General features: G+C 49.2%; 12 protein-coding genes. All 12 read right to left on the bottom strand.

Annotated features, from left to right (window positions below):
- Nucleotides 1-466: 466 nt before the first annotated feature.
- The 12 genes from B5F07_RS13355 to B5F07_RS13410 all read right to left on the bottom strand — a co-directional run bounded on the left by B5F07_RS13355 (nt 467) and on the right by B5F07_RS13410 (nt 25,475).
- The gene (locus B5F07_RS13355) at nt 467-3,094 is read right to left on the bottom strand and encodes a transglutaminase-like domain-containing protein (RefSeq protein WP_087161787.1); all 2,628 of its coding nucleotides are present in this window, start codon (nt 3,092-3,094) and stop codon (nt 467-469) included.
- Entirely contained in the window at nt 3,012-4,118 is a 1,107-nt protein-coding gene (locus B5F07_RS13360) for a DUF58 domain-containing protein (protein WP_087161788.1), read from the bottom strand. Before B5F07_RS13360 ends, B5F07_RS13355 begins: the two co-directional genes overlap by 83 nt.
- Before the next feature lie 76 nt (nt 4,119-4,194).
- Nucleotides 4,195-5,148, bottom strand: a complete 954-nt coding sequence (locus B5F07_RS13365; RefSeq protein ID WP_087161789.1) for an AAA family ATPase — start codon at nt 5,146-5,148, stop codon at nt 4,195-4,197.
- Nucleotides 5,145-6,320, bottom strand: coding sequence for a class C sortase (locus tag B5F07_RS13370; RefSeq protein ID WP_087161790.1), 1,176 nt, complete (start codon nt 6,318-6,320; stop codon nt 5,145-5,147). The genes B5F07_RS13365 and B5F07_RS13370 overlap by 4 nt, the downstream gene beginning before the upstream one ends.
- Nucleotides 6,317-7,177 (bottom strand): class C sortase, encoded by an 861-nt coding sequence (locus B5F07_RS13375; RefSeq protein WP_204248845.1) that lies wholly within the window; start codon nt 7,175-7,177, stop codon nt 6,317-6,319. Before B5F07_RS13375 ends, B5F07_RS13370 begins: the two co-directional genes overlap by 4 nt.
- Nucleotides 7,178-7,347: 170 nt before the next feature.
- Complete coding sequence (locus B5F07_RS13380; protein ID WP_087161865.1) at nt 7,348-9,375, bottom strand: SpaH/EbpB family LPXTG-anchored major pilin; 2,028 nt, start codon at nt 9,373-9,375, stop codon at nt 7,348-7,350.
- A 65-nt stretch (nt 9,376-9,440) separates the two neighbouring features.
- Nucleotides 9,441-15,533 (bottom strand): SpaA isopeptide-forming pilin-related protein, encoded by a 6,093-nt coding sequence (locus tag B5F07_RS13385; protein WP_087161791.1) that lies wholly within the window; start codon nt 15,531-15,533, stop codon nt 9,441-9,443.
- A gap of 207 nt (nt 15,534-15,740) precedes the next feature.
- Nucleotides 15,741-17,261, bottom strand: coding sequence for a response regulator transcription factor (locus tag B5F07_RS13390; RefSeq protein ID WP_087161792.1), 1,521 nt, complete (start codon nt 17,259-17,261; stop codon nt 15,741-15,743).
- A 54-nt stretch (nt 17,262-17,315) separates the two neighbouring features.
- Nucleotides 17,316-18,182, bottom strand: coding sequence for a sugar ABC transporter permease (locus B5F07_RS13395; protein ID WP_242972529.1), 867 nt, complete (start codon nt 18,180-18,182; stop codon nt 17,316-17,318).
- Entirely contained in the window at nt 18,182-19,567 is a 1,386-nt protein-coding gene (locus B5F07_RS13400; RefSeq protein ID WP_087161794.1) for a carbohydrate ABC transporter permease, read from the bottom strand. The genes B5F07_RS13395 and B5F07_RS13400 overlap by 1 nt, the downstream gene beginning before the upstream one ends.
- A 68-nt stretch (nt 19,568-19,635) precedes the next feature.
- Entirely contained in the window at nt 19,636-20,925 is a 1,290-nt protein-coding gene (locus B5F07_RS13405; protein ID WP_087161795.1) for an extracellular solute-binding protein, read from the bottom strand.
- A gap of 95 nt (nt 20,926-21,020) precedes the next feature.
- Nucleotides 21,021-25,475, bottom strand: a complete 4,455-nt coding sequence (locus B5F07_RS13410; protein ID WP_162613135.1) for an alpha-amylase family glycosyl hydrolase — start codon at nt 25,473-25,475, stop codon at nt 21,021-21,023.
- Nucleotides 25,476-25,480 lie beyond the last annotated feature (5 nt).

Here is a 25,480-nt window from a genome sequence, read left to right on the forward strand (position 1 = left end):
TTGAAACAGAAATCCACCATGGGAAGCATGATAAAGTTTTCATTGTTACTGCTGTTTTTGTCAATTAATTTTACTGCGCCATTTGTCTCATTTTTTCCGCGATATTTAATGTTCGCTTTCCTTTTTCTCTTTTTTTGTCTCATATTTTCCACTTCCATCATACCATGTTCTTCCCGAAAACACCACCCCAACAGGTTCCTGTTCAAACTCTGGATTTCCCGGCAGATCCGCCTGCTGAATTTTAATTTCTCTTCAGATTGCTCTTGTTCAGATATCTTTTTTCAGATTTCTCAGAATGTTTGAATGCACCCGGAAGATCGTCATTCCAAAAGGCATTTTGATCTCCGGGTGCATTCACCATATCATGACATTATTTTAATTTCAATAAGAAGAACACAAAAAAGAGGGTTATCAACAAACTTACAGAAGTTATAAAAAGTTATCCACTTCATGTGCAGGATTTTTCTCAATATCCCCGCCAGACAACCGCTTTGATCCGCCGAATGAATCTCATCTGTCTCAGTACCGAAGGGACCAGTTCCCGGTAATACTTTCTGGCGCGGATCAGGTCTTTTTCCTGCAAGTCAGTGTTTCCATACACAGCCTCCAGAACAAGTGCATAGAACTCCCGTATCTCTCTGCATCCTGCAGGGTTTTCTGCCCCGCTACAGTACTCCGCCGCAATCTCCGTAAACCGGGGATCATCCGACGCGACAGCCGTATCCATCCCTGCATACAGGAGCACTTCATAGAAGGCCCGGAAGATCTCGCGGATATTTTCATTTACGGATAACCGCTTTCTTTTTCCGAGATGGCACCGGCGTTTCCAGATCAGATGACCTGACACAGCGCCGGTCACTGCCACAAGGGAAACGATCTCCATACAGAAGATCACCGAATCGAGACTTCCGTCAAGCAGGCGGGACACGAAGTCTGAAAACGGATTATTCCCATCTTCCTCCGTCCCATTCTCCTGACTGCCGTCCTCATCAGCGCCATTTTGCTCTGTTCCCTCCGGCATCTCCACCTGGGCTTTTGTCCCCAGGGCTCCCGGGGTCGTCTCCACCGGGACCCAGCCGACGCCGGACTGGTAGACTTCCACCCAGGCATGGGAATTATCCGCCTGAGCTACCGCCGTATATGTGCCTTCCGGCTGTACTGCGAAAAGATCTGCCGGCACTGCATACCCTGCCACATACCGGGCAGGCAGACCGCACATCCGGAACATAACAACAGCCGCGGTGGCAAAATGGGTACTATATCCGGTCTTCGACTCTTCCAGAAAATACGTGAGGAAATCCTCACCTTCGGGGACCGCCTCAGCATTCATATCATAAGTATAATTTTCCGTCAGATAAGGGATCACAAACTCCGCAACATCGTCCACGCCGTCCGCCGGGACGTCGCCGGTCTCCTCCACATGAAATTCCTGCTCCTCGCAGAGTTCCTTTAACTCGTCGAGGCCTTCCGGGACGTCCATATACCACTGCCTGGCATAAGCTTCGTATGAAGCTTCCACACGGTCGAGCACGCTGGCATTTTCCTCATCGCTGTTCCACGCCTCCAGGACGGAACTGCTTGTCTCCTCCGGAAACCAGGAAAAAATATCATCCTGGACCGACTGGCCTGCCACCGCCCCATCTCCGTCCGGGATATCATAATATTCATTCAGATAAGCATTGTAAGGAACATATGTATACGAAGACACCGCATTCAGCCTTTCCACCGTCAGTTCCGCAGGAGCCGCTGCCGTCCCGCCTGACGAACCATCCGACAAAGCACCTACTCCGCTGTTTTCTCCGCCGTCAGCACTGCCCGCAGATGCATCTTCCCCGTTCTCCCCGTCTGCCGTCATATTCAGAGCATACATCGTCCTCAAAAAAGGCAGATTCTGTATATAAAGAGCCGGATCATCCTCGGTCTGCCAGTTCGACGCCGCACTGAAAAATGTCTCCCCGGAAGGCGCAAGCCATCTGTTCTCCCCGTAAGTGCTCCCGATAAATCCTTTGAGATAGACGGTTTCTGACGGTTTCACTGAACTGGTGAGGCGCAGATCTTCAAGGGAACCTACAGCAAACCCATCCGTCTCTCCGAGCATGCCGTCCTGCACGCCTCCCCCGTCCGTCTCCGCAGTCAGGCTTAACCCGCCGTTTTCCGACTGGGGCAGGAGAGCGATCAGGCTTTCCATGATCCGGTTCTCCACTCTGGCCGTCACGCTTTCCGCGCGTTCAAGCTGTACATTCAGCCCCGGGCGCACCAGATAGAACGCAAAGATCGAGAGCACGACACCGGCTGTCCCGACAGCGATCAGAATCTTTTTCTGCACATTTTCAAAACATTCCAGATTCCGTTTCCGCTGTTCACTCCCCGGCGTCCCCCAGAGAGCCTTTCTCCGGAACGAACGGGAAGACGCATAGGTCCCCACCGCGCCGAACAGCAGGAAAAACAGCGCCGGCATGGAAGGTTCTCCGGCGCACAGGAACATCACGGCAAGAATCGGGAACTCCGCCAGAGCGAGGATCAGCGCGTCCGGACGCCATAGCACGACCGACGCCAGAAATCCTGTGAGGACAAGCATGATCTCCAGAAGGAAAACGGTCATCTCCCCAGCATCTACAGTCTGGGAAAACACCGCGATCGAACTGTTATACTCCCGATTCACCGCCGAGACCACCGCATTGACAAACTGCTTTCCTCCGCTCAGAAAGGTATCCTGCGTCACAAACAAAAGCCCGGCGTAAAGCAGGACAAAGAGGAACACCATATATCTCCGCTTTCCCTCCAGGCGCCCTTCATAAAAAAACAGCGACGCCAGGACAGCGGATACCGCGGTCCCCAGATAAACTGCAGGCGCATTGACCGGCAGATCCCATCCGGTGACTGTTGCCATGAGGATCCCTTCCGCCTCCAGCAGCAGCAGGATCACGCCCGCCAAAAACCAGACCCGGGGATGGCTCTTTCCTGTCTCCACCTGGACCAGTTCTTTGCCCGTCACCCGGATCCCCGCATTTTTATTTTCCCGTTTTCGTTTTCTCCCTTTTCCGGCTTCCACCTGCTTCGAGTGAAAGCCTTCCAACTTCCCTGAATGTCTCATCAGAAAACCGCTCCTTATAAAGTAGATCCAGATCTGCCCTCCGGCTGGAAAGAGGCGTGTGGACCAGCGCTGTCAGCATCCCCCGGAAAGAAGATTCATCCCGCACCTCATAACGCACGATCCCGTTTCCTGATCCGGCCCTTTTCTCCTGTTCTTCCAGATCCGCCCACACAACATAGTGGCGCACGCCGTCCGTGAGAAGTCTGTGGGATGCCGCTGCCGCCCGCTCGTAGAACCGGTCCAGTTCAGACCGTGCCTGATCCGACCGTGCCAGCGCATCTTTGTCCGCCGTATACAGATCCAGGAAGATCAGCACCGCCGTGTCGGCCGTATCGGAAGGCTCGCGCACCATCAGATCCTCCATCTTCGCCGAAAGTTTCCAGTGGATACTGTGCCTGGCGTCTCCTCTCCGGTAAGGACGGATGTCGCGGATCTCCGAATAATCATCCCCCGAACGGTCCCCATCCGCCTCCTCACTGCCCCCGGTCCTCTGCCGTTTCTCCGCGCTCCCCGCTTCCGCCTCCGTCCAGTCCGGGAGCACGGCATATTCCGGATTGCCCGGCGCCGGAGCTGTTTTCCTGCGAAAGAGGGCAAGGTAGTCTTTCACCCAGACTTCCCCGGGGAGGACGCGGATGACTCCGCAGTGTCCTGCCCTCAGCCGGAAACGCGCGACCGATCTTCCCCGGCTGTCTGCCATGGCAGGCATCTGTACAGTCCCTCTCTCCCCGGAGATCACATCTTCCCAGATAAACCCGGCTGTCAACGCAGGAACGGGAAGGATACTGTGGTTCACGATCTCTGCCTCCACCACGATCTCCTTTGACCGGCTGTCCGCGAGGACCGGAAGCCGGAAATGGACTTCGATCTTCCCCGCAAGGACCTTAAGTGAAAAAAAGAGTGCAGCCGCCAGCACGACCTCGAATCCCAGAAGAAATCTGGGAAATTCGCCCTCATGGGTCAAAGCGATGATCAGCGTGAGTACGACCACCGCGCCGTACCCCGCCTTACTCTTCATCCTCTCCATACCTCACACTCCTCGCATCATGATCCGTTTCTCTTCACCCTGCTGGCCGTTCCATCCTGCTGACCGTTTTCCCCTGCTACCGCTTCTCCGGTCTGGGCTTTTTCACCGTCTCCAGGATCTCGTCCAGCACATCGTCCGCAGTCATATTTCCCGCCTTCGCCTGGGCGCTCAGGAGGATCCTGTGTCTGGCGGTATCATGGAACACTCCCGCCACATCGTCCGGCACTACAAAGCCTCTCCCCGCCATGTAAGCGCCCGCCTTCGCCATCTGCACTGCCGCGAGAGAACCTCTGGGGCTTAATCCCAGAGAGATCAGGGGATGTTCCCTCGTAGCCTCGGCCAGAGATACGATATAGTCATAGACAGCCCTGTGGACAAATACCTCCTGCGTCTCTTTCTGCATCCTCCGCAGTTCTTCCTTCGTGATCACCGCCTCTGTCCGGGCGAGTGGACCTGCGCCCGCTTCTCCCATGAGGATGCGGATCTCTTCCTCTCTCTCCGGATATCCCATGACCACGCAGATCATGAAACGGTCCAGTTGGGACTCCGGGAGCATCTGGGTTCCCGCAGAGCCCAGAGGGTTCTCCGTGGCAAATACAAGAAACGGCTTCGGCACGGAATGGGTCTCCCCGTCCACAGTCACGTTGCCTTCCTCCATCACTTCCAGGAGCGCGGACTGCGTTTTCGCGGAAGTTCGGTTGATCTCGTCCGCCAGGAACAGGTTGCACATCACCGCTCCCGGATAGTAGACAAACGCGTCCTGAGACTTCTCATACATCGTGAATCCCGTGATATCCGAGGGCATGACATCCGGTGTAAACTGCACACGCCTCTGGCTTAAGTCCATGGCTCTGGCAAATGCAACGGCAAGGGTCGTCTTCCCCACTCCCGGGATATCCTCGATCAGCACGTGTCCCCCCGCCAGGACTGCCATCATGATTTTCTCCACACAACCGTCCTTTCCGGCGATGACTTTCTCCACTTCCTCCACCACCAGTCTGGCTTTCTCTGCGTATTTTGATGCACTCATCTTTTCTTCTTCCTCCTGCCTTTCTTCTTCCCGCGCCCTGCACACATCACCGCGATGGAAACGATGATGACTGCAGCGGCAAATACGATCCATATCCCGTAAGTCTCCATCCAGATCTGCAGATTCGAGTATCCGGCTCCTGCTGCCTCCGTGCCTTCCAGGAAAGATGGGCTGATGTCAGAGGGATCCACAAGTATGGTATTTCCATCCACATCTTCCACTTCCCGTGCACTGGAGTCGTAACTGCCTTCCGCCTCGGCCAGATCTTCCTCCTTCGTCCGGGGCTCCTCGTCCGAGCGTTCGGCGATCACGAGATACCTCTGATAATTCTGCGTATATGGATGACAGGTGAGCAGGGTCACAAGATCCCGCCCTTCCCGGATCAGCACTTCTTCTGTATCGTCCGGGGAAATGATCTTCAGCTCACATACCCGGTAAATGAGAGTCTCCCACGGCGTCGTGATCTGGATCTTATCCCCGATCTGGATCGACTGGATATTGCGGAACATGGGGATTCCGCTCCATCCCCGGTGCGCCGCGATGACCGCGTTCGTGTTCACACCGCCCAGAGGCATGGAAGTCTGACCCATCAGAGCCGCTCCCTTTGCCATGTTTGACGCGTTCGCGCCGAGATAGACCGGAAGCTCCTCATTCAGACGGGGGATCCAGAGCACGCCGATCACGTTCTGGCTGAATCCGTACTCCGTCAGGTCAAAGGAGGAAGTTTCATAGGAAAACGGATCCCTCAGCCCGGACTGCCCGGTCTCGTACAGTTCCTCATTATAGGCTTCCAGCGCCTCCCTTAGATCTGCCAGACCGGAGGCAGACGCCTCCCCGGAATATGCACCGATCCCATCCTCGTCCGCATCCGTTCCAGTTCCCGCATCCGCTCCGGTTCCTGCACCCGCTTCTGCTCCTGTCTCCGCACCTGTCCCTGTACTTCCTGCGCCTTCCGCCACGGTCCCGTCTGCGCCTCCGCCTGTGCCGTCAGCATCCGCGCCTTCACTGCCGGAAATGGAAGCCGCCTCTTCCTGAAATACAGCGATCACTTCAGAACTGTCACGCCCGGCGATCCAGCGGTTTACCATGGGACCGAAGAAAATGACCACCCCTGCAGTAAATGCGATCACAGCCAGTATCTGTACCGCCTTTCTCAAGATCTCTTTTTTCATAACATCTCTTCCCTGTCACGTTTCTTCTTCCTGCGCACCAGGAGGATAAACAGCACTGCTTCCGTACCGATGGCGGTCACGCCCGCCATCAGGAGCCAGGGCCACACATCAAGAAGCCTTTTCGCGATGGTCCCCGACTGTAATTCCTGATACTGCACATCACTTTCCAATTCACCATTATACGCTGTCCTTACGCCCCGCACAAGCAGTCTGTGGGTATTGACCGCATAAGGCGTACAGGTGACGAGCGTACAGTAATCTTCCCCCTCGATGATATCCAGATCACCGGTCTCATTGGGCTCTACGACCTTGATCTGATCCACCTGATAGGCAAGGATCTCATCCAGCACATGGAGGTAAAACCGGTCCCCCACTTCCAGATCGTCCAGATTCGTAAAAAGCTCCGCGTCCGGAAGTCCCCGGTGCCCGGTGAGAACACTGTGGGTGCTCTCTCCGCCGATGGGATAAGAAGACTGCTCCATGTGTCCGATCCCCTTCTGCAGGACCTCTTCACTGCTCCCGTTGTAGATCGGCAGTTCCACGTCAATCTTCGGGATCGTTATGTATCCGATGCTCTCGCCTACATTGACCAGATCCACGTAACTCTCCCCGGCCTGCTCGCCTTCCCCGTTCTCGTCACGGACGACGACTGACTGGAGCTGTTCATTGTACTTGCGCGCTGCTTCCTTCGCCGCGTCGATCTCCTCCTGCTCCATGTCGTCCACCGTCTCACTGTAAGTCTCCACGACTTTCGTGGCGTTGCGCTCATAGAGCATGTTGCTGATAACCGGATAGGCCGCGATGCCAAGTCCCGTGGCAAACATAAGAAGCGCAAAAATCGTCTTTATCTTCTTCATTTTCCTGATCCGTCCTTTGCTTCCTCTTCTCTTAAGTCCCCTGAGGCTCTCAGCCGGTTTCCAGAATCCCGCGTCCTCTGGATCCCGGCTGAAAGTCTCATAGGAGGGACATGCAGTGCACATCTCTCCTATGAAACAGTAAAATGAAAGAGTTTATCTAAAATTTGTAATCAGGCATTTTTTCTCTTTCTGGAGGAAAGGAATACAAACGCTCCGCCTGCCATCAGCAGGATACCTGCGAAGGAAGCGAGGAGGGTTCCCATGCCACCGGTAACGGGGAGCTCGAAGCCTTCACTATTATCCACAGTAAATGTATAAACAGGTGCTTCAGTAGTCGGATCTGCTTCCGTATATGTTGTTTCTGAAGTGGTGGTAGTAGCAGTACGAATAACATTGCCATACTGATCTTTCTCCGTAGTAGTTTCTGTTGTCGTTATCGTTGTGGTATAGGGCACTGTAATTTCTATTTTTATAGAATCTTTAAGGAGATTAAATCCTTCAACCGTCGCAGTCTCCACAAAATAGTATGTTCCCTGAGCAAAGCCTTTATCCTGGTTTCCTGTTTGTGAAGTATTATATGTTATCTTACCTTGTTCATCTGTTGTATAAGTTCCAATCGGACTAACTTTTACATCTTGATTCTCATGTTTAATAGTTGTACTTCCATTGGCATCCTCTCTATACAAATCAAATGTTGCAGTATATCCTTCTGCTGGTGTCGCTCCATTAAATGTTTTTGTAAGTTCCATACCAAATGTATAGATAACTACTTTATCGGTTAATTTGCTTGTAGTCGGAGTTCCCGGCTCATTTGGATTTCCCTCATCATCACTTTCTGGCAGAATTTTATTGGAATATTCCAGCTCAATATCGTTATCGTTACCTGTCCCGCCAGTTACTGCATCTCCATTTAATGTAGCCTTAAACTCAATAAAAATTGTATCCGCATTTGCCAATTTGGTCATATCACCCTCAGCAAAACTATATTCTAACGTCCAACCATTATTGGTAGAAACTGGAGTTCTGCTAAGTCCAATATCGGTAACTGATCCATCTTTGTAATATGTAACACTAAATTCTTTTGCGCTTTCCAATCCACTTTCCATTGTATCAGTAAGTTTAAAGGTTTTCAGTTTTGCAATATTGGATGGAATATCAACCTCTATCTTAAATGGAACATCATCTCCAACACTGTAATCTACATCATCGCCATAATTTCCCTCTGCATCTCCCACTGTCTTGTCAACTTCTGGTTTTTCATTGGGGACTGTAATGACTGCAGTTTTGTCTCCCGTCGTCGTAATGCCATATGCATCATCCTTAGCTGTAATGCTTCCATCCTCATTTATCACAAACCCATAACGCTTGCTTCCATCCATAATATATCCGCCAGGAGCAGAAACCTCGATAAATCTATATTCCCCTACTTTCAGTCCACTGAAAGTCGTACCACCTGCAGGAATAGTATAAATCACATCTTGATTATAGGTTGTTCCGCTGTAATTATACCCATCTGTTCCATTTCCGGTGACATATTTCCAAGTAGTACCGTCCTTAATCTGAAGTACAAAGCGTGAATCTGGAAGATCCTTTCCTGCGTCGTCTGTCTTTTTCAGTGTAACACCTGCATATACCGTCTGGTTTTTAGGATTTACTGTTATATCATACAGCCAACCATCACCATCTACATTTGTCATCGGGACAGAAATGAGCGTCTCTACAGCTGTACTTATAGTATTTGCAGAAGGCTTTGTCTCCTTTAAATAGTAGATACCAAACTCAAGATTATTATATGGAATTTCTCCATTTTCATCTGTCAGCTTTTCTCCACCATCAATAGGTGTTAGGCTCTCTTCTTGAACTTTATTTTTTGCCTCCTCAAGTGTCGGAAGGGCAATACCAGCACTTGTATAATAGTTATCCAAATCTGCTACCTTCCAGAGAGTAAAACCAACTCCCTCCATTTTTGTTGCTCCGGTTGGAATTTCCTGATTAGCTTCTCCTGTTCCTGCCGGATCATCTGGAATATTTCCTTGCATTTCATATTTAACCACTTTAAGAGAACAATTCCCGTCTCTACTTTGGTCAATCAAAGTATCATTTTCCCCCGCTGCGAATGCTGTCACCGCCATGGTAGACATCACCATAGCCGCGCTAAGTATACCGGCTACGAGTTTTTTGAGTTTCTTCATCTTCATACCTTATTTCCCTCTCTTTCACTCAAAAATATAGGTTTTCATTTTTTACTACGTTGATTGCTCCACTACTTCTTTCCAGGAGTCTTGACCTCCTTTCTTCGTTTCTGCAATCTATAGATGAAAAGTGCTGTGCCCGCAAGGGCAAGACCTCCAGCTATCATATAGAATCGGAGATAACCTCCGGTCACCGGGAGCTCGAACTGCAGACGGTTGGAAATGGTGATCTTGATCGTATTGTTTTCAAGTGTAACGTTCTGCGGTTTTCCATCTGTCCCATCTTGGATCTTCATACTGCCTTTTCCATCCACGTTCAGGAACAGCGGTGATTTCAGCAGACTGTATTTTTCCTGTGTCTTTGTCTCAATGATCCGATAAATCCCCGGCGAAAGATTTTGAACAGTTGCGATTCCCCCGTTTTGGGTTGTCAACGTCTGTTTAGCAAATGAACTGTCTACTATAAATCCTTCATCTGATAAAGTACCTTTTTCCAGAGTAAACTCTACATTATCCAATGTTTTATCTGTCTCGGAGGCATCTACCTTTTTGATCTGGAGATCAAATACTCTGGTATTGGTTATAGCAGCCAAGTGTTCTTCGCTATGCATATCACTGTCTCCGGTAACACCTTCGTTCGTCGCTGTGCCGTACTGAGCATCGGAATCTTCTGCCTGAATTTCCTTATATTCATAATCAACGCCGTATTCGATTTCTGACACTGTGATTTTCCCATTTTCAGCTTCTACAAAATTGCCATCGCCGTCCAATGTTCCTTCAACAACACGATACGTATATTTTACTAATTGCGCCGGATCTCCCGTCAGATCCGAACTTCGGTATTTCTCCAGACCGGTAAATGTATACCGCCATCCTTCATATCCTTTTTCAATGGTAACGTAATTCTTTCCATTGATCATGACCGGCTCAAATTGATCAGCATTTCCATTCACGTAATTCCGTTGCAGCTGTACATAGATCGGTGCACTAATACTGTCACTGATGTCTTCCCCTGATGCGTCCTGCCATTTCTTCTCTACAGTAATATCAAGAAGCGGGCGGTTTGTATTTTTAAATACAAACGAACAATCCACAGTGTTGTCTTTCATAATGCCATGTACCGTCTCGCCTTCAACGCGTACCCACTTAAGAGCCTCCTCTTTTTCCTCGTCAGATAAGCTGCCCGTGTTTATCTCGATACTTTCCAGTCGGGAACCATCTGCCGGTTCCACCTCTTCTATAACATAATCGGTTCCAATCGGAATACCTTCTATCGTTACAGACTCTCCTGCTTTCACTTTAACCGTATGTTCAATCGGCGTTCCATCCCCCAGGGATGATCCTGCAACATTGGTAAAAGTAATCTTAAACTCATATTCAGTATTCGAACCCAAGTCTCCCGATGTATCCGACTTGTCCTTCTTAATAACAAGGCTTCTGGTCTTCACTGTATTCGTAAAGACTGCTTTCAGCTTGGTCTGGTTTGCTCTATTATCCGGATTCGTGTAAGAGCGGAAAACGATCGAATTTTCCTCTGTATCATTTACTTCTTCACCTTTTCCATAATTCGCAGCCGGAGAATTTTCATCAGTTTTCTCAATCCGACCGTCTTCCAGAGCAGTCCCTTTCACATCTACCAGATTTTTACTTTCATCACCGACATTAATTGTATCTCCAGAAGACATACTGGTAACGGGCACTCCATTGTCATAGATCGTCCATGTTGTATCAAACGCTTCCGAATTTACTCCGGTCTCCTCAAGATAGATGTAACTTCCTAATCGGAACTGATTACTGAATGTAGCCGTCTCACCATCCCGCAAAGTAAACATCCCATCTGTACCGATCCGCCCGTAAGATTTGGTGTTATCTGATCCAGTCAACGTATATACAGCACCAGTAGCATTTTGCAGAGAAGGATTATTTTCATTGGCTCCGTTTGCCTCAACAGATCCATAGTCTGGTATGTCTGCCTGCTGTAATGTAAACCCTGTCATAACATCCATAGATGTCTCTGGAACGAAAGTGAAATTATCAAAATAAATATCACGGCTTTTCGTAAAAGCAAGTTTGATATTCTTCACCTTTTCCCAGTCAAATCCCGCTGTGTTTCCGTCATTTTGCGTTGTCAGTTTGTCCAGCCTTACCTTAATGTTCTGCCACGTTTTCTGCTTCAGATTCCCTGAACCAAACGTATTACTTGCCGATAGTCTTGCTCCTATCTTCGTTCCATCCGCATCTTCCAGCTCGATCCAGGCGTTACTCAACGATGGAACTGCATCGTAATCAAAGTAAAAGTCAAAGCTCAGATATGCAGCTGCACCCAAAGCATCAAAAACCGCTCCTTTTCCAGAAGAAGGATACACAATTCCCCAACGCTTTTCTTTATAGGTTCCCGACGCATCGTCTTCATGCAGAGCCTTCCAATGGACAACATCTGTTTTTCCTTGATAACTAGTTACCAATTCAAATGTATTGTCTGTCTCACTTGGCTCGACTGTATCCTCTTGAAAGCTTTCATTAAATACTTTGTCCTCTACAGCGTTATTATCGGACACTTTCGTTTCTCCCCAGTGTGTCACTGCATTTTTGATCGTGAATCCAAAATCTGCTGTCGTGAACAGTTCCTCGGGGAAGATTTCTGTATTTACATTGGTTGTATCAACTTCCTTTTTGACTTCCAGCTGGTTCTCATCCGGGAAGTTGAAGGTGATCTTCATGTTCGATTCCCACATACCACGCTCCATGTAGTACATGGTCAGAGTGTGGATTTCTCCGGGTTTGGAATCTAATGTAGTTGTTTTTACCGTATTTGTTGTACTACCCGGTGTAAATCCGGCACTGCTTTTGACATTGCTGACAGTTGCCTTTATCTGTGTTGTATCGCTGTCATTGTTCCCTTCCTGACTAAAGTTAAGTGTACCTGTAACCTTTCCATGAGCTCCACCTACATCAAGTGCAAGTTGATCATCAATAAACACCCATACATCGTCATCTCCGGAAAACTCAAAAGTAATATCAACGGGATTACCTTTAGAATCCAATACTTTCCCATCTTCTGTCAGTCGGAAATTGAACTCAATCTTCGTACCAAACCCATAATTATATGTACCAGCTTGTCCGTTTGTACTACCACTGTTAAATGGGAAAAATCCATATTTATTCTCTGTATTAATACCATATCCATTAGAACCCGAATTTAAGTTTTGATATTGATCTTCCTGAGCGATCTTCTTCAAATAATATTCGTCCGTATCTGGATCCTGCTTCATCTCCAAAGTTGTCTTGTTACTGTCAAACACCCAGTACTCGACTCCATTGTCATGTAAATCTTCTTTCGTAAACGGAAAAGAAACATTCTTATATACTTCACCCAGTACGGCATTTTTACTGTTCTCTCCCAAAAGGAAGTCTTCATCAAAATGTGGTTCAAATGTTTCTCTATTACTGGTCTGCAGTTTTCCTTCTTCTGTCAAACTTTGGGCAACAAGCCCTTGTGCTGCATAATCATAAAAAGGATTTTCGTTACTGTCAGTTGTATTTCCGTTATTATCAATAACTGAGTTATTCGTTGAAAAAAACAGATTATACTTATCTCCCCCGAACAGTTTTAACGTATTCGCAATCTGACTAAACGGATATGCAACATTTGTCCCATCTGTCTGGAAATGTCCGGTATAAATTGGGATCGCAACCTTATTCTCTTCATAGTAGTCGCTCAGAGCCTGATTAAACTGTCTGAAAGTAACCCAGTTTCTCTGCGAATTAAAGTCATTATCTTTCGTTGAAAAATCATTCTTATATGTATCTCGATTATTTCCATTCAATTCATAGTCTGTGTAGTAATCATAAAATGTTGTATTGACATACATCGTATCCTGTTCTTTCACAAATCTCTCCGAATTGTCAATATCAACTACGTCTGCCTCTTTCCCGCATTCAGCATTTCTGATACTATACACTTCATCCCAGTATCCACTTCTGGCTTTGCCCCCATCATATGCGATATCGTCACTGCTGTCCGCATAGAAGCAGGGCTTCGCCAGACTCCAGTCAATCGTCAGATTTTCTGTCCGTCTTGGCGAATTTTCACCAGGCCATGTTCCCAAATTATTGCTAGTATAAAAAATAATATGTGTATATTCTTGCTTTAACTCAGCACTGTAAACGTCCTGCCACTTATTTTCTCCTTCTGAATAAGACGAGTTTTTTTGTAATTCACCATCTTCTGTTGCAGTACTATCATCGTTATAGGCATGGTAAAAAATCTTTTCTCCACTGTCAGGTATCCCTACATTACCGCCTTCAACCGCTCCTGCATCTCCACTATAAGAAAGTTTCGACAATGACGCGTCAAAATACACGGTATATGACGACCTGTAAATATCTGATACAGTTGCCACATCTTCATTAAGCACTACCTGATTCTTTGCTGTATTCCCCCACAGAAAGCGATAGGTATTTCCTTTCGCTGTTACTGTAATGATACTCTGCTGTGTTGCATTAGAATCTTCTAGGAACGTGTATGCCAACATATTGGAGCCTTCTACAAATCCTGCATTTTCTTCTGATTCATTACACGACACTTTAACATCACTGCCAAAAGCATCCGAATTAAAATACAATATCTTTCCAACAAGACTTTCATTATCGCTGACCGGCTCTCCCCATGCACTGATAATGTTTTCTCCCGAAATCGTAGTGCTTCCATAATAGAATGTTGTATTTCCTGCATCGATAAGATTAGAAAGGCTATACGCGACGGTATAACTTTCACCAATCTTAAATCGTATCTGAGTATATGCTCCGCTCTCCACATCATCAGGTACAATTATTTCATCCGAAACTTCAACGCTCGTTGTACTCTCTCCATTTTTCGTCTGGAATTCCGCTGATATATAAGAGAGATCCAGTTCAGAAGTAAGATCAACAAAATTTAACTTTTCTCCTGCATAGCTTATAATATCCGGGGTGTATTCTTTCCAGCCTCCTCCATCAATATACAGCTTATTTTGAAAGGCAGATTCCTCATTCCATCCACTAAATACTTCTATCAACCCTCCCGAGTGTTGATTTCCGGTATCCGATGGACTGCAAAGCCAAAATTGCAGTGCTCCGGCTCCGCTGTGCTTAATCACATTTTTGTCAAACTCAGCCCGGTACACCTTCCTGCTTTCAACAGTAGTACCTGTATCAACCAGCGTAACCAGATTCCAAGATATTGTGCCTTGGGTACCACTACTCATATTTCCCTTTAGCACATACTTTTCATTTACTACTCGGAATTCCCAAGCTTGACTCGGAATAAAATAAACTGTATAAACATTTTCATCTGCCAGCGTCGCACCCCCATTCGCCGCTCTCATCACTCTCTTCGCCGTCACACCCTCAGTTTCCGTCGTCTCCTCTACATTCTCCTCTCCCGCCTCATCTTCAGCTTCACTCTCCCCGCCGGCCTCTGCCGCGGCTTCCCAGGTGAATTCCGCCTCATTATCTTCATCTTCCTCATCGGAAGCTTCTGTCACTTCCTGTCCGTCCACGAATGCTTTGGCGCGGACAAGTGTCGTCCTCGTATATATCTCTTCATCTGTCCTGTAGAGCAACTGCATATCGAACCGGGTGGAAGCTCCGGCCGGAAGCGCTGCCTCAAGGAAGTGCTCCGTAACCGTATTGTTATCATCTCTCGTCTCTTTCCACTCTGCTGTCAGATCTGCAGTACTGCCGTCTGCCAGGATGAGAGCCCCCTTCATGGTCTCTGCGATCGTACTCCTTGTTATATCCTCTTCGGTGATATCATCTCCCTCACTTTGTAAGTTCACATCCTCTGTACACAGGTTCGGCACTTCAATCTCCATATCCGGCGCAGTGCCGTCCGCATTTGTCAGATACACACGGAGTACAGCGTCGCTGTCCCCGATATTCTTTGCTGCGACATGCGCACTCTGAGTTTTTCCCGCCGTTATCTTTTCTGCATCATCCTGTATCACAGCTACTGTCACCCTATTTTCCGCCGGCGTCTCCGGTATTTTCCCCGTCTCCTCCACGGTTCCGGCATATTCCTCTGCCGCACCGTTCTCCTCTGCTGCCCCCGCCAGCATGGGGAAATCTGCGGCAGTAAACAGGACTGCTATTGCCAGTAAAATACTGCATACCTTCTTTTTCATAACTCCCTGTTACCTCTTTCCTTTCCCGGATAGAATCCGCCAGCCAGGAATATTCCCGACCGGCGGATTGCTTCTAAGTTTTTCTGTATTGAATTTTACCTCTTCACCTGTTCTTTCATAAATGACAAATTTTTCAGAAACATGTCACTATTTCAATATTCTGAACTTACGCACCTCTGTCGTCTTGTATAAATATGCAGGAAATTTTCACACATCCTGGTCTTTTTTCTCCTGTTTCCGGTAGGCGTCCGGCGTCACTCCATACTGTCTCCGGAAACATTTGCTGAAATATGACATATTTGCGAATCCTACTCTACTGCAGATCTCACCGACTGTCAGATCGGTGCCGGTGAGTTGTTCCGCCGCCTTTTCAAGCCGCACATTCTTGATAAACTGATTTAAGTTCTCCCCCGTCTCTTTCTTGAAGATCATGCTCAGATACCCGGCTGACAGAAAGAGCCGCTTTGCCAGAACGTCGAGATTGATGTCTTCTCCATAATGGTGAAGTACATAATCTTTTGTAACCTCCGCCTTAAAACGATAGCTCCCCTTATCCTGCCCGATAAACTGAAGATACTCGTCCACCTGTTTTCTTGTCACCTGAACAACTGCCTCGATTGTATGGCAGCCGTAGATCTGATCCACAACCTCATTGAGATTGTCGCCTTTCATAATAGCAGATGCCTCCCACAGGAGTTTTACGATATTGGAAAAGACAAATTTTACATACATGCTCGGGAATTCTGTACTCTCACTGTATTTTCTGATCACCCGCTCAAAGTGCTCCTCCAGATGATACATATCTCTGTTTCGGATGTCCTTCTCAAGCATGCCCATAAGCTGTCCTTCTTCAACAGCCGCTTTTCCCGGATTCTCCGGATCCTCACAGAAAATATGTCTTCCGGTCCGGTAGAACTTTTCTTCCATCAGGCTGTCCAGTTTCCGGTATACATCCGGGATATCCCGCCATGCCCCAATCCTGCTGCTGACCGCCATGTAGAATTCCTGACTGAATTGTCTGCGCAGACATGCCAGAAGGCTTTCTGCCGTCTTCACCGGATCCTCCGGCTCCATGCAAATCAGAAGGAGCGACTGGGTCATATTCAGGTTCAGGCAGTAAATCCGTTCCCCCAGCTCTTCCGTCACAGCCCGCTCGAATTCTTCCTCATATTTTTCAAAGAACCGGTTCTCACATTCGATAAATACGGCATACCGGATATTCTCCCATCCCGTCAGATCCACATGAGCGCCGGCTTCCTCTGCCACAGCCGTTTTTCCCTCCGTAATAAACCGGGTCAGAAAATACTGGTTTAAAAACTTCGACATCTGATCCCGGTTTCTGTGCTCTTCTTCTCTCCGGTGCAGATTCCGGCGCACCCGCCCGTAAGCCCGGCTGAATTCTGCCGGATCCACGGGTTTCAGGATATAATCTTTGACGCCATACTCGATGGCTGTCCGGGCATACTCAAAATCCTGGAGTCCGCTGAAAATGATCGTCTGAGTCGCTCCGGAGCATCCCGCTGCCCGTTCAGCCAGTTCCATCCCTGACATATGGGGCATCCGAATATCAGTGAGCAGGATATCAACGTTTTCCTCTTCCAGAAGTTCTGCGGCTTCCCGTCCGTTTGCAGCTTCCACAATCCGGCACTCGCTGTCCTCCCGCTCCACAAGACGGCGGATTCCCTTTCTTTCGATCTTTTCATCATCTACGATAAGCACTGTATGCATCTTTTCTCACCCCTCCTTTTCTTTCCGGGACTGTGCCGGGTAATAGATTCCATGCTATCCTTTTACCGCCCCGGACAGGCCGTCCGCATAGAATCGCTGTACATAGATAAACAGTATTGCAATCGGAATGGAGACGCATACCGCACCGGCGGCAAAAGGCGTATACCACTGATAGATATTCTCCTTTGTCAGCATGTTCCAGAGACCGACTGACACAGTATAATATTTTGCATCGGATCCGATGATAACCTTCGCAAAGATAAAATCTGTCCAAGGTGCGATAAAACTTGTCAGCAGTGTATACACAAGGATCGGCTTTGCCAGAGGAAGTGTGATCTTTGTAAATACATTCCACCTTGTTGCCCCGTCGATATAGGCAGCCTCATCGATCCCCTTTGGAATCGTGTCAAAGAATCCTTTCGCCACATAGAAGCTCAGGAGGTTTGAGCCGCCCGAATATACAAGAATCAGCGCCAGAAGCTTCAGGCCGCCGTCTGTAAGTCCGACTCCTTTTAAGATATAATAGACCGCGATCATGGACATGAATCCAGGAAACATTCCCAGGATCAGTGCAATGTTCAGGTACGGTTTTCTCATCTTGAAACGCATTCTCGACATAGTGTATGCGATGGAGATCAGGAAAAACGTAGCAAGCAGACAAGTTGCCACCGCAACGATAAAGGTATTCATAAACATTCTCGGGAAATCAAAAACTCCCGTATCGGTAAAAAGCTTCACATAGTTTCCCACCGTAAATTCATCGGGTATGAACTTTGTCGAATATGATCCCTTTCCTGCGCGGAAGGAGGTCATGATCACCCAGAAGATCGGGAATACCCAGATCACTGCCATCACCGAAAGGAATGCATGCACGATGGTGATCAGAATTCTCTTCTTTGTTTTCATGGATTTTACTTTCATTACTGGAATCCCTCCTCATCTTTGTAGGAACCTGTCCTTCTGTATGTCACCAATGCCAGAACCGCACAGATGATAAATACAAGGATACCGATCACCGCGCCGTAGTTGTAATCGTTAAAATCTATCGTCAGCTTATAGAGCCAGGTGACAAGAAGGTCTGTCTTTCCGGCTGTTCCGTTGAAGTAATCCATGGTTGCAGGTTTCCCTTCTGTCAGCAGATAGATGACATTGAAGTTATTGATATTTCCGATAAACTGTGTGATCAGGTACGGTGTCGTCACGAACAGCATATAGGGCAGCGTAATCTTGAAGAAGATGGTCACAGGTCCCGCCCCGTCTATTTTTGCCGACTCATACAGTTCTGCCGGAATATTCTGAAGGATTCCGGTAACCTGAAGAATCGTAAACGGAATGCCGATCCAGAGGTTTACAACGATGATCGTTACTCTCGCCCATGTCGTGTTTGTCCAGAACGGAAGCGGGGAGTCGATCAGCCCCAGATTCTGAAGGAGCACATTGATCGCGCCCTGTTCCTGAAGCATGGTTCTCATAACGAGGAGTGACACGAACTGCGGCACCGCGATAGAGAGAACAAACACGAAGCGCCAGAAGCTTTTCAGTCTGGTCTCTTTCCAGTTGATAATCATCGCCATGATCATTCCCAGAAGATAGTTCAGGAATGTGGCCGCAACCGCCCACACGAATGTCCATCCGAGAATGTGCCAGAAAGCATAGCCAAGCCCGCTTCCCGTATCCAGGATCTTTTCAAAGTTCACAAGCCCCACCCAGTCAAAGAGCTGTCCGGGCGGCTGATGGTTTCTGTCATAGTTGGTGAACGCCATACAGATCATGAACACAAGAGGCAGGATCGTAAAGATCACGATGCACATGACCGGCAGGAAGAGCAGTGTGGTGTTGAGCCTCTTGTCGAACAGGCTCTTGATATCTTCCTTCAGAGTTGCCGCCGGTCTGTTCTCTTCCGCCTTTTTCTGCTGGGCATACGCGGACTTGATATTGACTCTCCACAGAATGAAGAAACCGATCGTCACAAAGATCGTCGCGATACCATACAGCAGGAACAGCATCGAGTTGTCTCCCTGCACATATTCGTACAGCTGTTTTGATTCGTTGAATACTTCCTGAGTCGTCTGGGTTCCCAGTGTCACGAGTCCTGCGAGAGCGCCGCTCCCGATCACGATCATAAATAATATGTAGATGATTTCCGCTGCGAGAAACAGAAGTCCTTTTACGACCTGTCCCCGGCGGATATTTCCGGCTCCCATGATCACACAGGAGAGGCGTGTCGCCAGGTCTCCTTTTTTCAGTGATTCACGCACCGTTATAACGTCAGGAAATTCTTTCACTTTTAATTTCTTCGCTCTCATTGTATCCTCCTTCTGGAAATCCGGGTGAAAATGCCCCACCAGTAATCTGACGGGGCATTTTCATTCATTTATTCCGCTAATCCGCTGGAAAGAATTCCTTCTACCATAGTCTTTGTCTTCTCTGCAGCATTGTCAAGAGTAACATCCCCCTGAATGATCTCGTTGCCCATTGTCTCTGCAGGTGTCCAGTAGCTGTCCATCTCAGAGAGTACCGGCTGAAGGAATGATGCCTCGCTGATCTCGTCCATCTGTGCCTGTGCCACTACATCGTCGCCGATCTCTACGCTGTCAAGTGTCGGGATGATGCCTCTGGTCTCGTATCTGATCTGCTGGCACTCTTCGCTTCCAAGGTACAGTGCGAGCGCAACTGCCACTTCTGTATCCTCACAGTTCGGGTTTACACCGATCGCCTTGCTTCCTGCGAAGGATCTCATCTGTCCCTCTGTTCCGTTGATGTTGACTGTCGGGAGTTTTACAGCGCCGAAGTTCTCGCCGAGTGCTTCTCTGATCGCTGATGCATCCCAGGAACCGCTGCAGTATGCTCCCAGTTTTCCTTCTTTGAACAGTGCGATACTGCTTCCGTCAAGTTCGTTGGAGAATTTCGGGCTGGACGCCAGATTTACCATGTACTCTGTCGCCGCGATACCTGCTTCGCTGTCGAAGTCGCATCCTGCGGAAGCGTCTGTTCCGTCACCGAAGAGTGTACAACCTGCTCCGAAGTAGAATGCCTCGATATACCAGCTGTTTGTCATCGGGAATGCGAAGTTGTAAACGCCTTCTCCCAGATCTTTTGCCATCATTGTGTCAAGGGATTTCACTTCATCCTCTGTGTATTTGCTCTTGTCATAGTACATAAACCATGTATTGGATGTAAACGGGACGCCGTAAACACCGTCATTATATGTAACGGACTGTACCATGCTCTCATCATTATTCTCTTTCACCCAGGTCTCTGTATCGCCGCCCAGCCTTGCAAGTGCTCCGGCCTCTACCAGTTTCGGGATCTGGTCGTTCGCAAACATGTAAACATCTGCGGCTTCTTCCACATCCTTTGTCACCTGGTCTCTTGCATCGCCTTCACCGCATACGCCGTACTCGAATGTGATATTCCACTCCGGATGAGCCTCGTCAAAAGCCTCGCACATCGCTTTGAGGATTCCCTCCTCATATTCACCGAGCGGAGCCTGGTCTTCCTGCGGTCCCCAGACGGTCAGCGTAACGTCTTTTACCTCATCCGAGCCTCCCTGTTCAGAATTGTCTCCTGTGCTGCTGTCTCCGCCTGAGCTCCCGCATCCTGCCAGGAGTCCTCCCGCCATAACCGCTGCCATAACAAGCGCCAAGTATCTTTTCCTTTTCATCTTCACTTATCCTCCTGAAAAAATGATTTATTTTGTATGATGTTATTCTAGCCAAAGAATAGAAAATGGTATATGAAACAAATCCCGGAAACATATCACTTTTTCAAGATGTTTCCTCTTCTTTTGCTTCTTACAGCGGCATATCCTGTCCCCGCTGCCAGAGCCATCACCAGTACGGTCATAAAGAGCGGAGTACTGTCACCGGTCTGCACGCTTCCCTTCTCTGCGTCATCCTTCTGAACGCTGCTGTCCGCCGCATTCTGCGGTTTCTGAGTATCTTCCCCGCCCTGCGCGGAATCCCGGGTTCCTGTTCCCGGAGTTTCTTCACCCGGTGTCTCTTCTCCCGACGTTTCTTCGCCCGGGGTCTCTTCTCCCGGAGCCTCTTCTCCCGGAGTTTCTTCTCCCGGCGTCTCTTCTCCCGGAGCCTCTTCTCCCGGAGTTTCTTCTCCCGGCGTCTCTTCGCCGGTATAGATATAGGATTCATCATAAGCCGGCGCCAGCGCTTCGCTGTCGATCTCCATCTCCTTTACCGTATCTGTCAGGATCACGCCTGAGAGAGCCGGTACTTCTGCCGTGAGATTTCCATCTTTATCTGCTGTATATATATTTCCGCTGATCAGATCCGTATACGTCACGCCTGCCTCTGCGGTAAATACCACCTGCTGAGCATTCTCTGTATCATTATTTGACGCAACGTAAAGAACCGCTTCCTCATCGCTTCTCACATACGCCATGATCTTCTCCGCATCCCCTGCTTCAACAGGTTTGATCTCTCCTGTGCGGAGTGCGGAATAAGTATTGCGGATCTCTGCCATGGATGCATACCACTCAACCAGTTCCCGGTTTCCTCTGCCCCACTCCATGGCGCGTCTGTCATCCGGATCGTCAGCTCCGGCCATTCCCAGCTCATCGCCATAGTAGATCGTCGGTGCTCCCGGATATGTCATCTGGATGAACGCCACCAGGTACTGGCGCTCTTTCGCTGTGTCCGAGGTAGTCTCGTATGTCGGGAATGCGCTCGCCGTATCTGTCTGAGCCCGGTCGTCATTGATGCCGTCCAGGAAGGAAAGCACTCTCGTGGTATCATGGGATCCGACCAGGTTCATCATGGCATAGAATGCCTCCTGCGGATAGCGCTCTCTGAGTTTCTCAAGTTCATTTACGCAGTCCTGTGCACTGCCGCCCTTTGCATATGCAAGGACCGCATCGCGAAACACGTAGTTCATGACAGAGTCGTACATATCTCCCATCAGGTATTCGGAAGCGTCGTCCCAGATCTCGCCGATGATCACATTGTCGCTGTCAAGTGCTTTCACAGACTCGCGGAATCTCTGCCATGTCTCGTCGGACACCTCATTTGCCACGTCAAGCCTCCATCCGTCTGAGCCCTGCTCAAGCCAGTACTGAGCCACACTGCCCTCGCCGTCAATGATCTCTTCTGCCCATCCCGGTGTCTGGTATTCAGAACCGTCTGTGGCAATAATAACCGGCATGGAGTCATAGCCCCACCAACAGTCGTAAGCATAGACATTTTTCCCTGCACGCCCGCCGATGGTATCCTGCACGTACTCACCACTGTCGTCTGTCATAAAGCCGCCAGTGAAGTCAAACCACTGTGTATAAGTGAAGTCTGTCACACCCCGGCCCTCAAAATATTTTCTTGCCTCTGTCTCGGCCTCATCCTGAGAAGCCTCTTCATTTTCTGCCATGTAGTCATACACATATGCCCAGTACGGATAAGCTCCTACTTTCCCGTCCTGCCCTACATATTTATAATAGCGGTCAAAATAAACAGAATCATCCGCCACATGATTAAACACACCGTCAAGAACCACATGCATCCCATTCTCCTCTGCTGTTTTTACAAGCTCAGTAAAATCTCCGAGGGTACCCAGGATCGGATCGATCTGTGTATAATCCGTGGCATCATATCTGTGGCTTGAAATAGAATGGAATACCGGATTGAGATAGATCACGTTTACCCCAAGAGCTTTCAGGTACTCGATCCGCTCGGTGACGCCGCTGAGGTCGCCGCCGTAGATCTCGTTGCTCCACTCTCCGTCTCCGCTCCATGCATTTTCCGGATAGGTATCGGGATTGAGTGTCTCCTGTTCCGGATTTTCAGGCCAGGTATACCAGTCTGTGTTATACTCGTAGTCTGTCGCTCCCCTGGAACTTATCTGGGCTGTATCGTTGGACGTATCCCCGTTGAAGAAACGGTCCGGGAATATCTGATAGATCACCGCGTTCTTCATCCAGTCCGGAGTCTCGTACCCGTCGATATACACATTCATCTCATAAGGCTGCACCTGTGTCAGGTCCACCGTCTTTCCGGTCCCATAGTAACCGTCATCGTCGCAGTAGATCTTCACGCTGGACTCTCCGCCGATGACAAAATAATACTCATATTCGCCATACTCGGAAAATTCCGTTGTCACTGACCACCTCGACTTACCTTCCTCTGTCAGTCCATCTTCCTTCTCCAGAGAGAGGATCTTGTTCTCTTTCCCTTTCAGTACGAGCGTTACCTGCTGTGCATCATCCCCTGTGTCAATGGAAAATGCCACTTCTTTTCCCGTCGGCACCGCGCCGTAGATGCTCTTGTATGTCTCATCCTTGCTGTCAAAATAAATGCTCTCTTCATCCAGCACTTCATCGGACGCATTGTTGTAATAGATCTTTGTCACCGGATCAAAACAGAACGTCACTGTCTTGTCATTTTCCAGGGTAAACTCTTTCACCGCAAAAGTTTCCCCTTCATATGTGAGCGTCAGATCACTGTAGGTTCCTGCCGCAAGCGGAACAGACACGCTGTAGATCCCTGTAAGACCGTCGTCTGTCAGGCGGGTTCCCTCCGGGATCCCCTCTCCCGCCAGAGTGATCTCTGCAAAGATATAATCCAGATCCGTCACCGCCAGATGGCTGAGGTCGCTGTAATATACGGTCACATCTTTTGTCTCTGTGACAGAGAGGCTGTAGTTGGATCCATCCTGCAGTCCGCCCACACCGTAGTTCTCCGTCCAGGATCCCATGGAGATCTTGTACTGATAATTCGCCGCCGGCACTGCCTCAAACGTATAGGAATAGATGCCGTTCCCCTCGTATGTCATCACATTGGATGCCGCGTCCCAGCTTGGTCCCGGGAATGTTCCCGGCACGCACACCAGCCTTCCGGTAAACGCTTCCCTTGTAAAAGCGGACCATGTCTGTCCGCCGGCTTCCGCCTCCTCTGCCGAGGGATCGAGCACCCGGGTTCCATTTACCGTGTAGTAATAGATCATGTCCAGAGCGTCATCTCCGAACGAGAGGGCCTCTGTCTCAAAAGCCCCGTTGAAGTTCCCGTTGCTGTCCGTGCCTTTGCCAAGGACAGCTTCTGTCACATTGTCCGGCGTATCTGCGTCTGCATAGTAAAGTCTGACTTCGTCATCTTCCTCTGCAGTCATGACAAATGTGACGGTCCCGTTTGCATTGTTCCTCACTTCCGCTTCCACGGGAACCGCAGCGAAACCAAGTGCCTGTGCCACGATATTGTAGTCGTTGCATGTATCGTAGAGCATGTCTGCCTCCACATCGTAGAGGAAGATCACATTCGTCCCGTCACTGCTGATGTTGAGCGCCTTGTTTCCTCCGCCGTTGGATTCATACCAGTTCGCGTAATTGAACACGGCCTTGTATTCATAACTTCCCGCGTCAAACGCCTGCTGATACAGGTACAGGCCGTCAGAGATCTGCGTAAACTCATAGCCCTGTGCGCCTGCATTCCAGTTGTCCGCCTCATTCTGCCTTACCGTCCCGATCAGGGAGACCGTAGTGGCAAATGCCGGAGAGGAGACATTCCCGCTGTTCTGATAGATATCGAGAGCTTCCGTCCGCACAGAGTCATATACCTGCCCGCTGATCTCGTCCACAAACACGGTCAGGCTGTCCTCGCCCGCCGGGATGGTCAGCTCGATGTTGGAATCACCGTTTCCAAGAGAATAGTCCCATCCGTCGTCGAACGCCACCTTATATCCGCCGTCCTGCAGTGTCACATTCTCCGTAAGTTCCTTGAATTCAAAAGTCCGCGTATACAGACCACCTCCTGCATAATCCAGTTCCGCATTCGCATCCGCCGGATCCCAGCTGGCGATCGAATAATCTGCGCCATCACTGTCCACAAATTCCAGCCCCCAGAAATTCCCGGTAAATGCTGCCGTGTGATAGCGGTCGGCATTGTCCACGGAATTGATCAGTTCCCCGTTCTGGTAACGGACATACACCGTGCTGTCTCCTTCCACAGCCACCTCATCCGTGAGGCCTCCTGCCTCCCCGTTTCTGTACAGCGACAGGGTGTGTGCCCCTGCTGTCAGGCCGATCTCGGCCTCATACACTCCATTGGCATACAGCTGCATGTCCACACAGATGCCGTCCTCGGTCCTGATCTCGAGCAGATCATCCACACTGCCGTTTCCGGATGCTTCCACAGCAGCAGCTCCTGTCTGAGGCAGAAGTCCTGCTGCCAGGGTCAGTGCAAGAAACCCTGCGCCGATGCGTACACTCTTTTTCCTCAATTTCC

It is taken from the genome of Lachnoclostridium sp. An169 (assembly GCF_002160525.1).
Classification (GTDB): domain Bacteria; phylum Bacillota; class Clostridia; order Lachnospirales; family Lachnospiraceae; genus Mediterraneibacter; species Mediterraneibacter cottocaccae.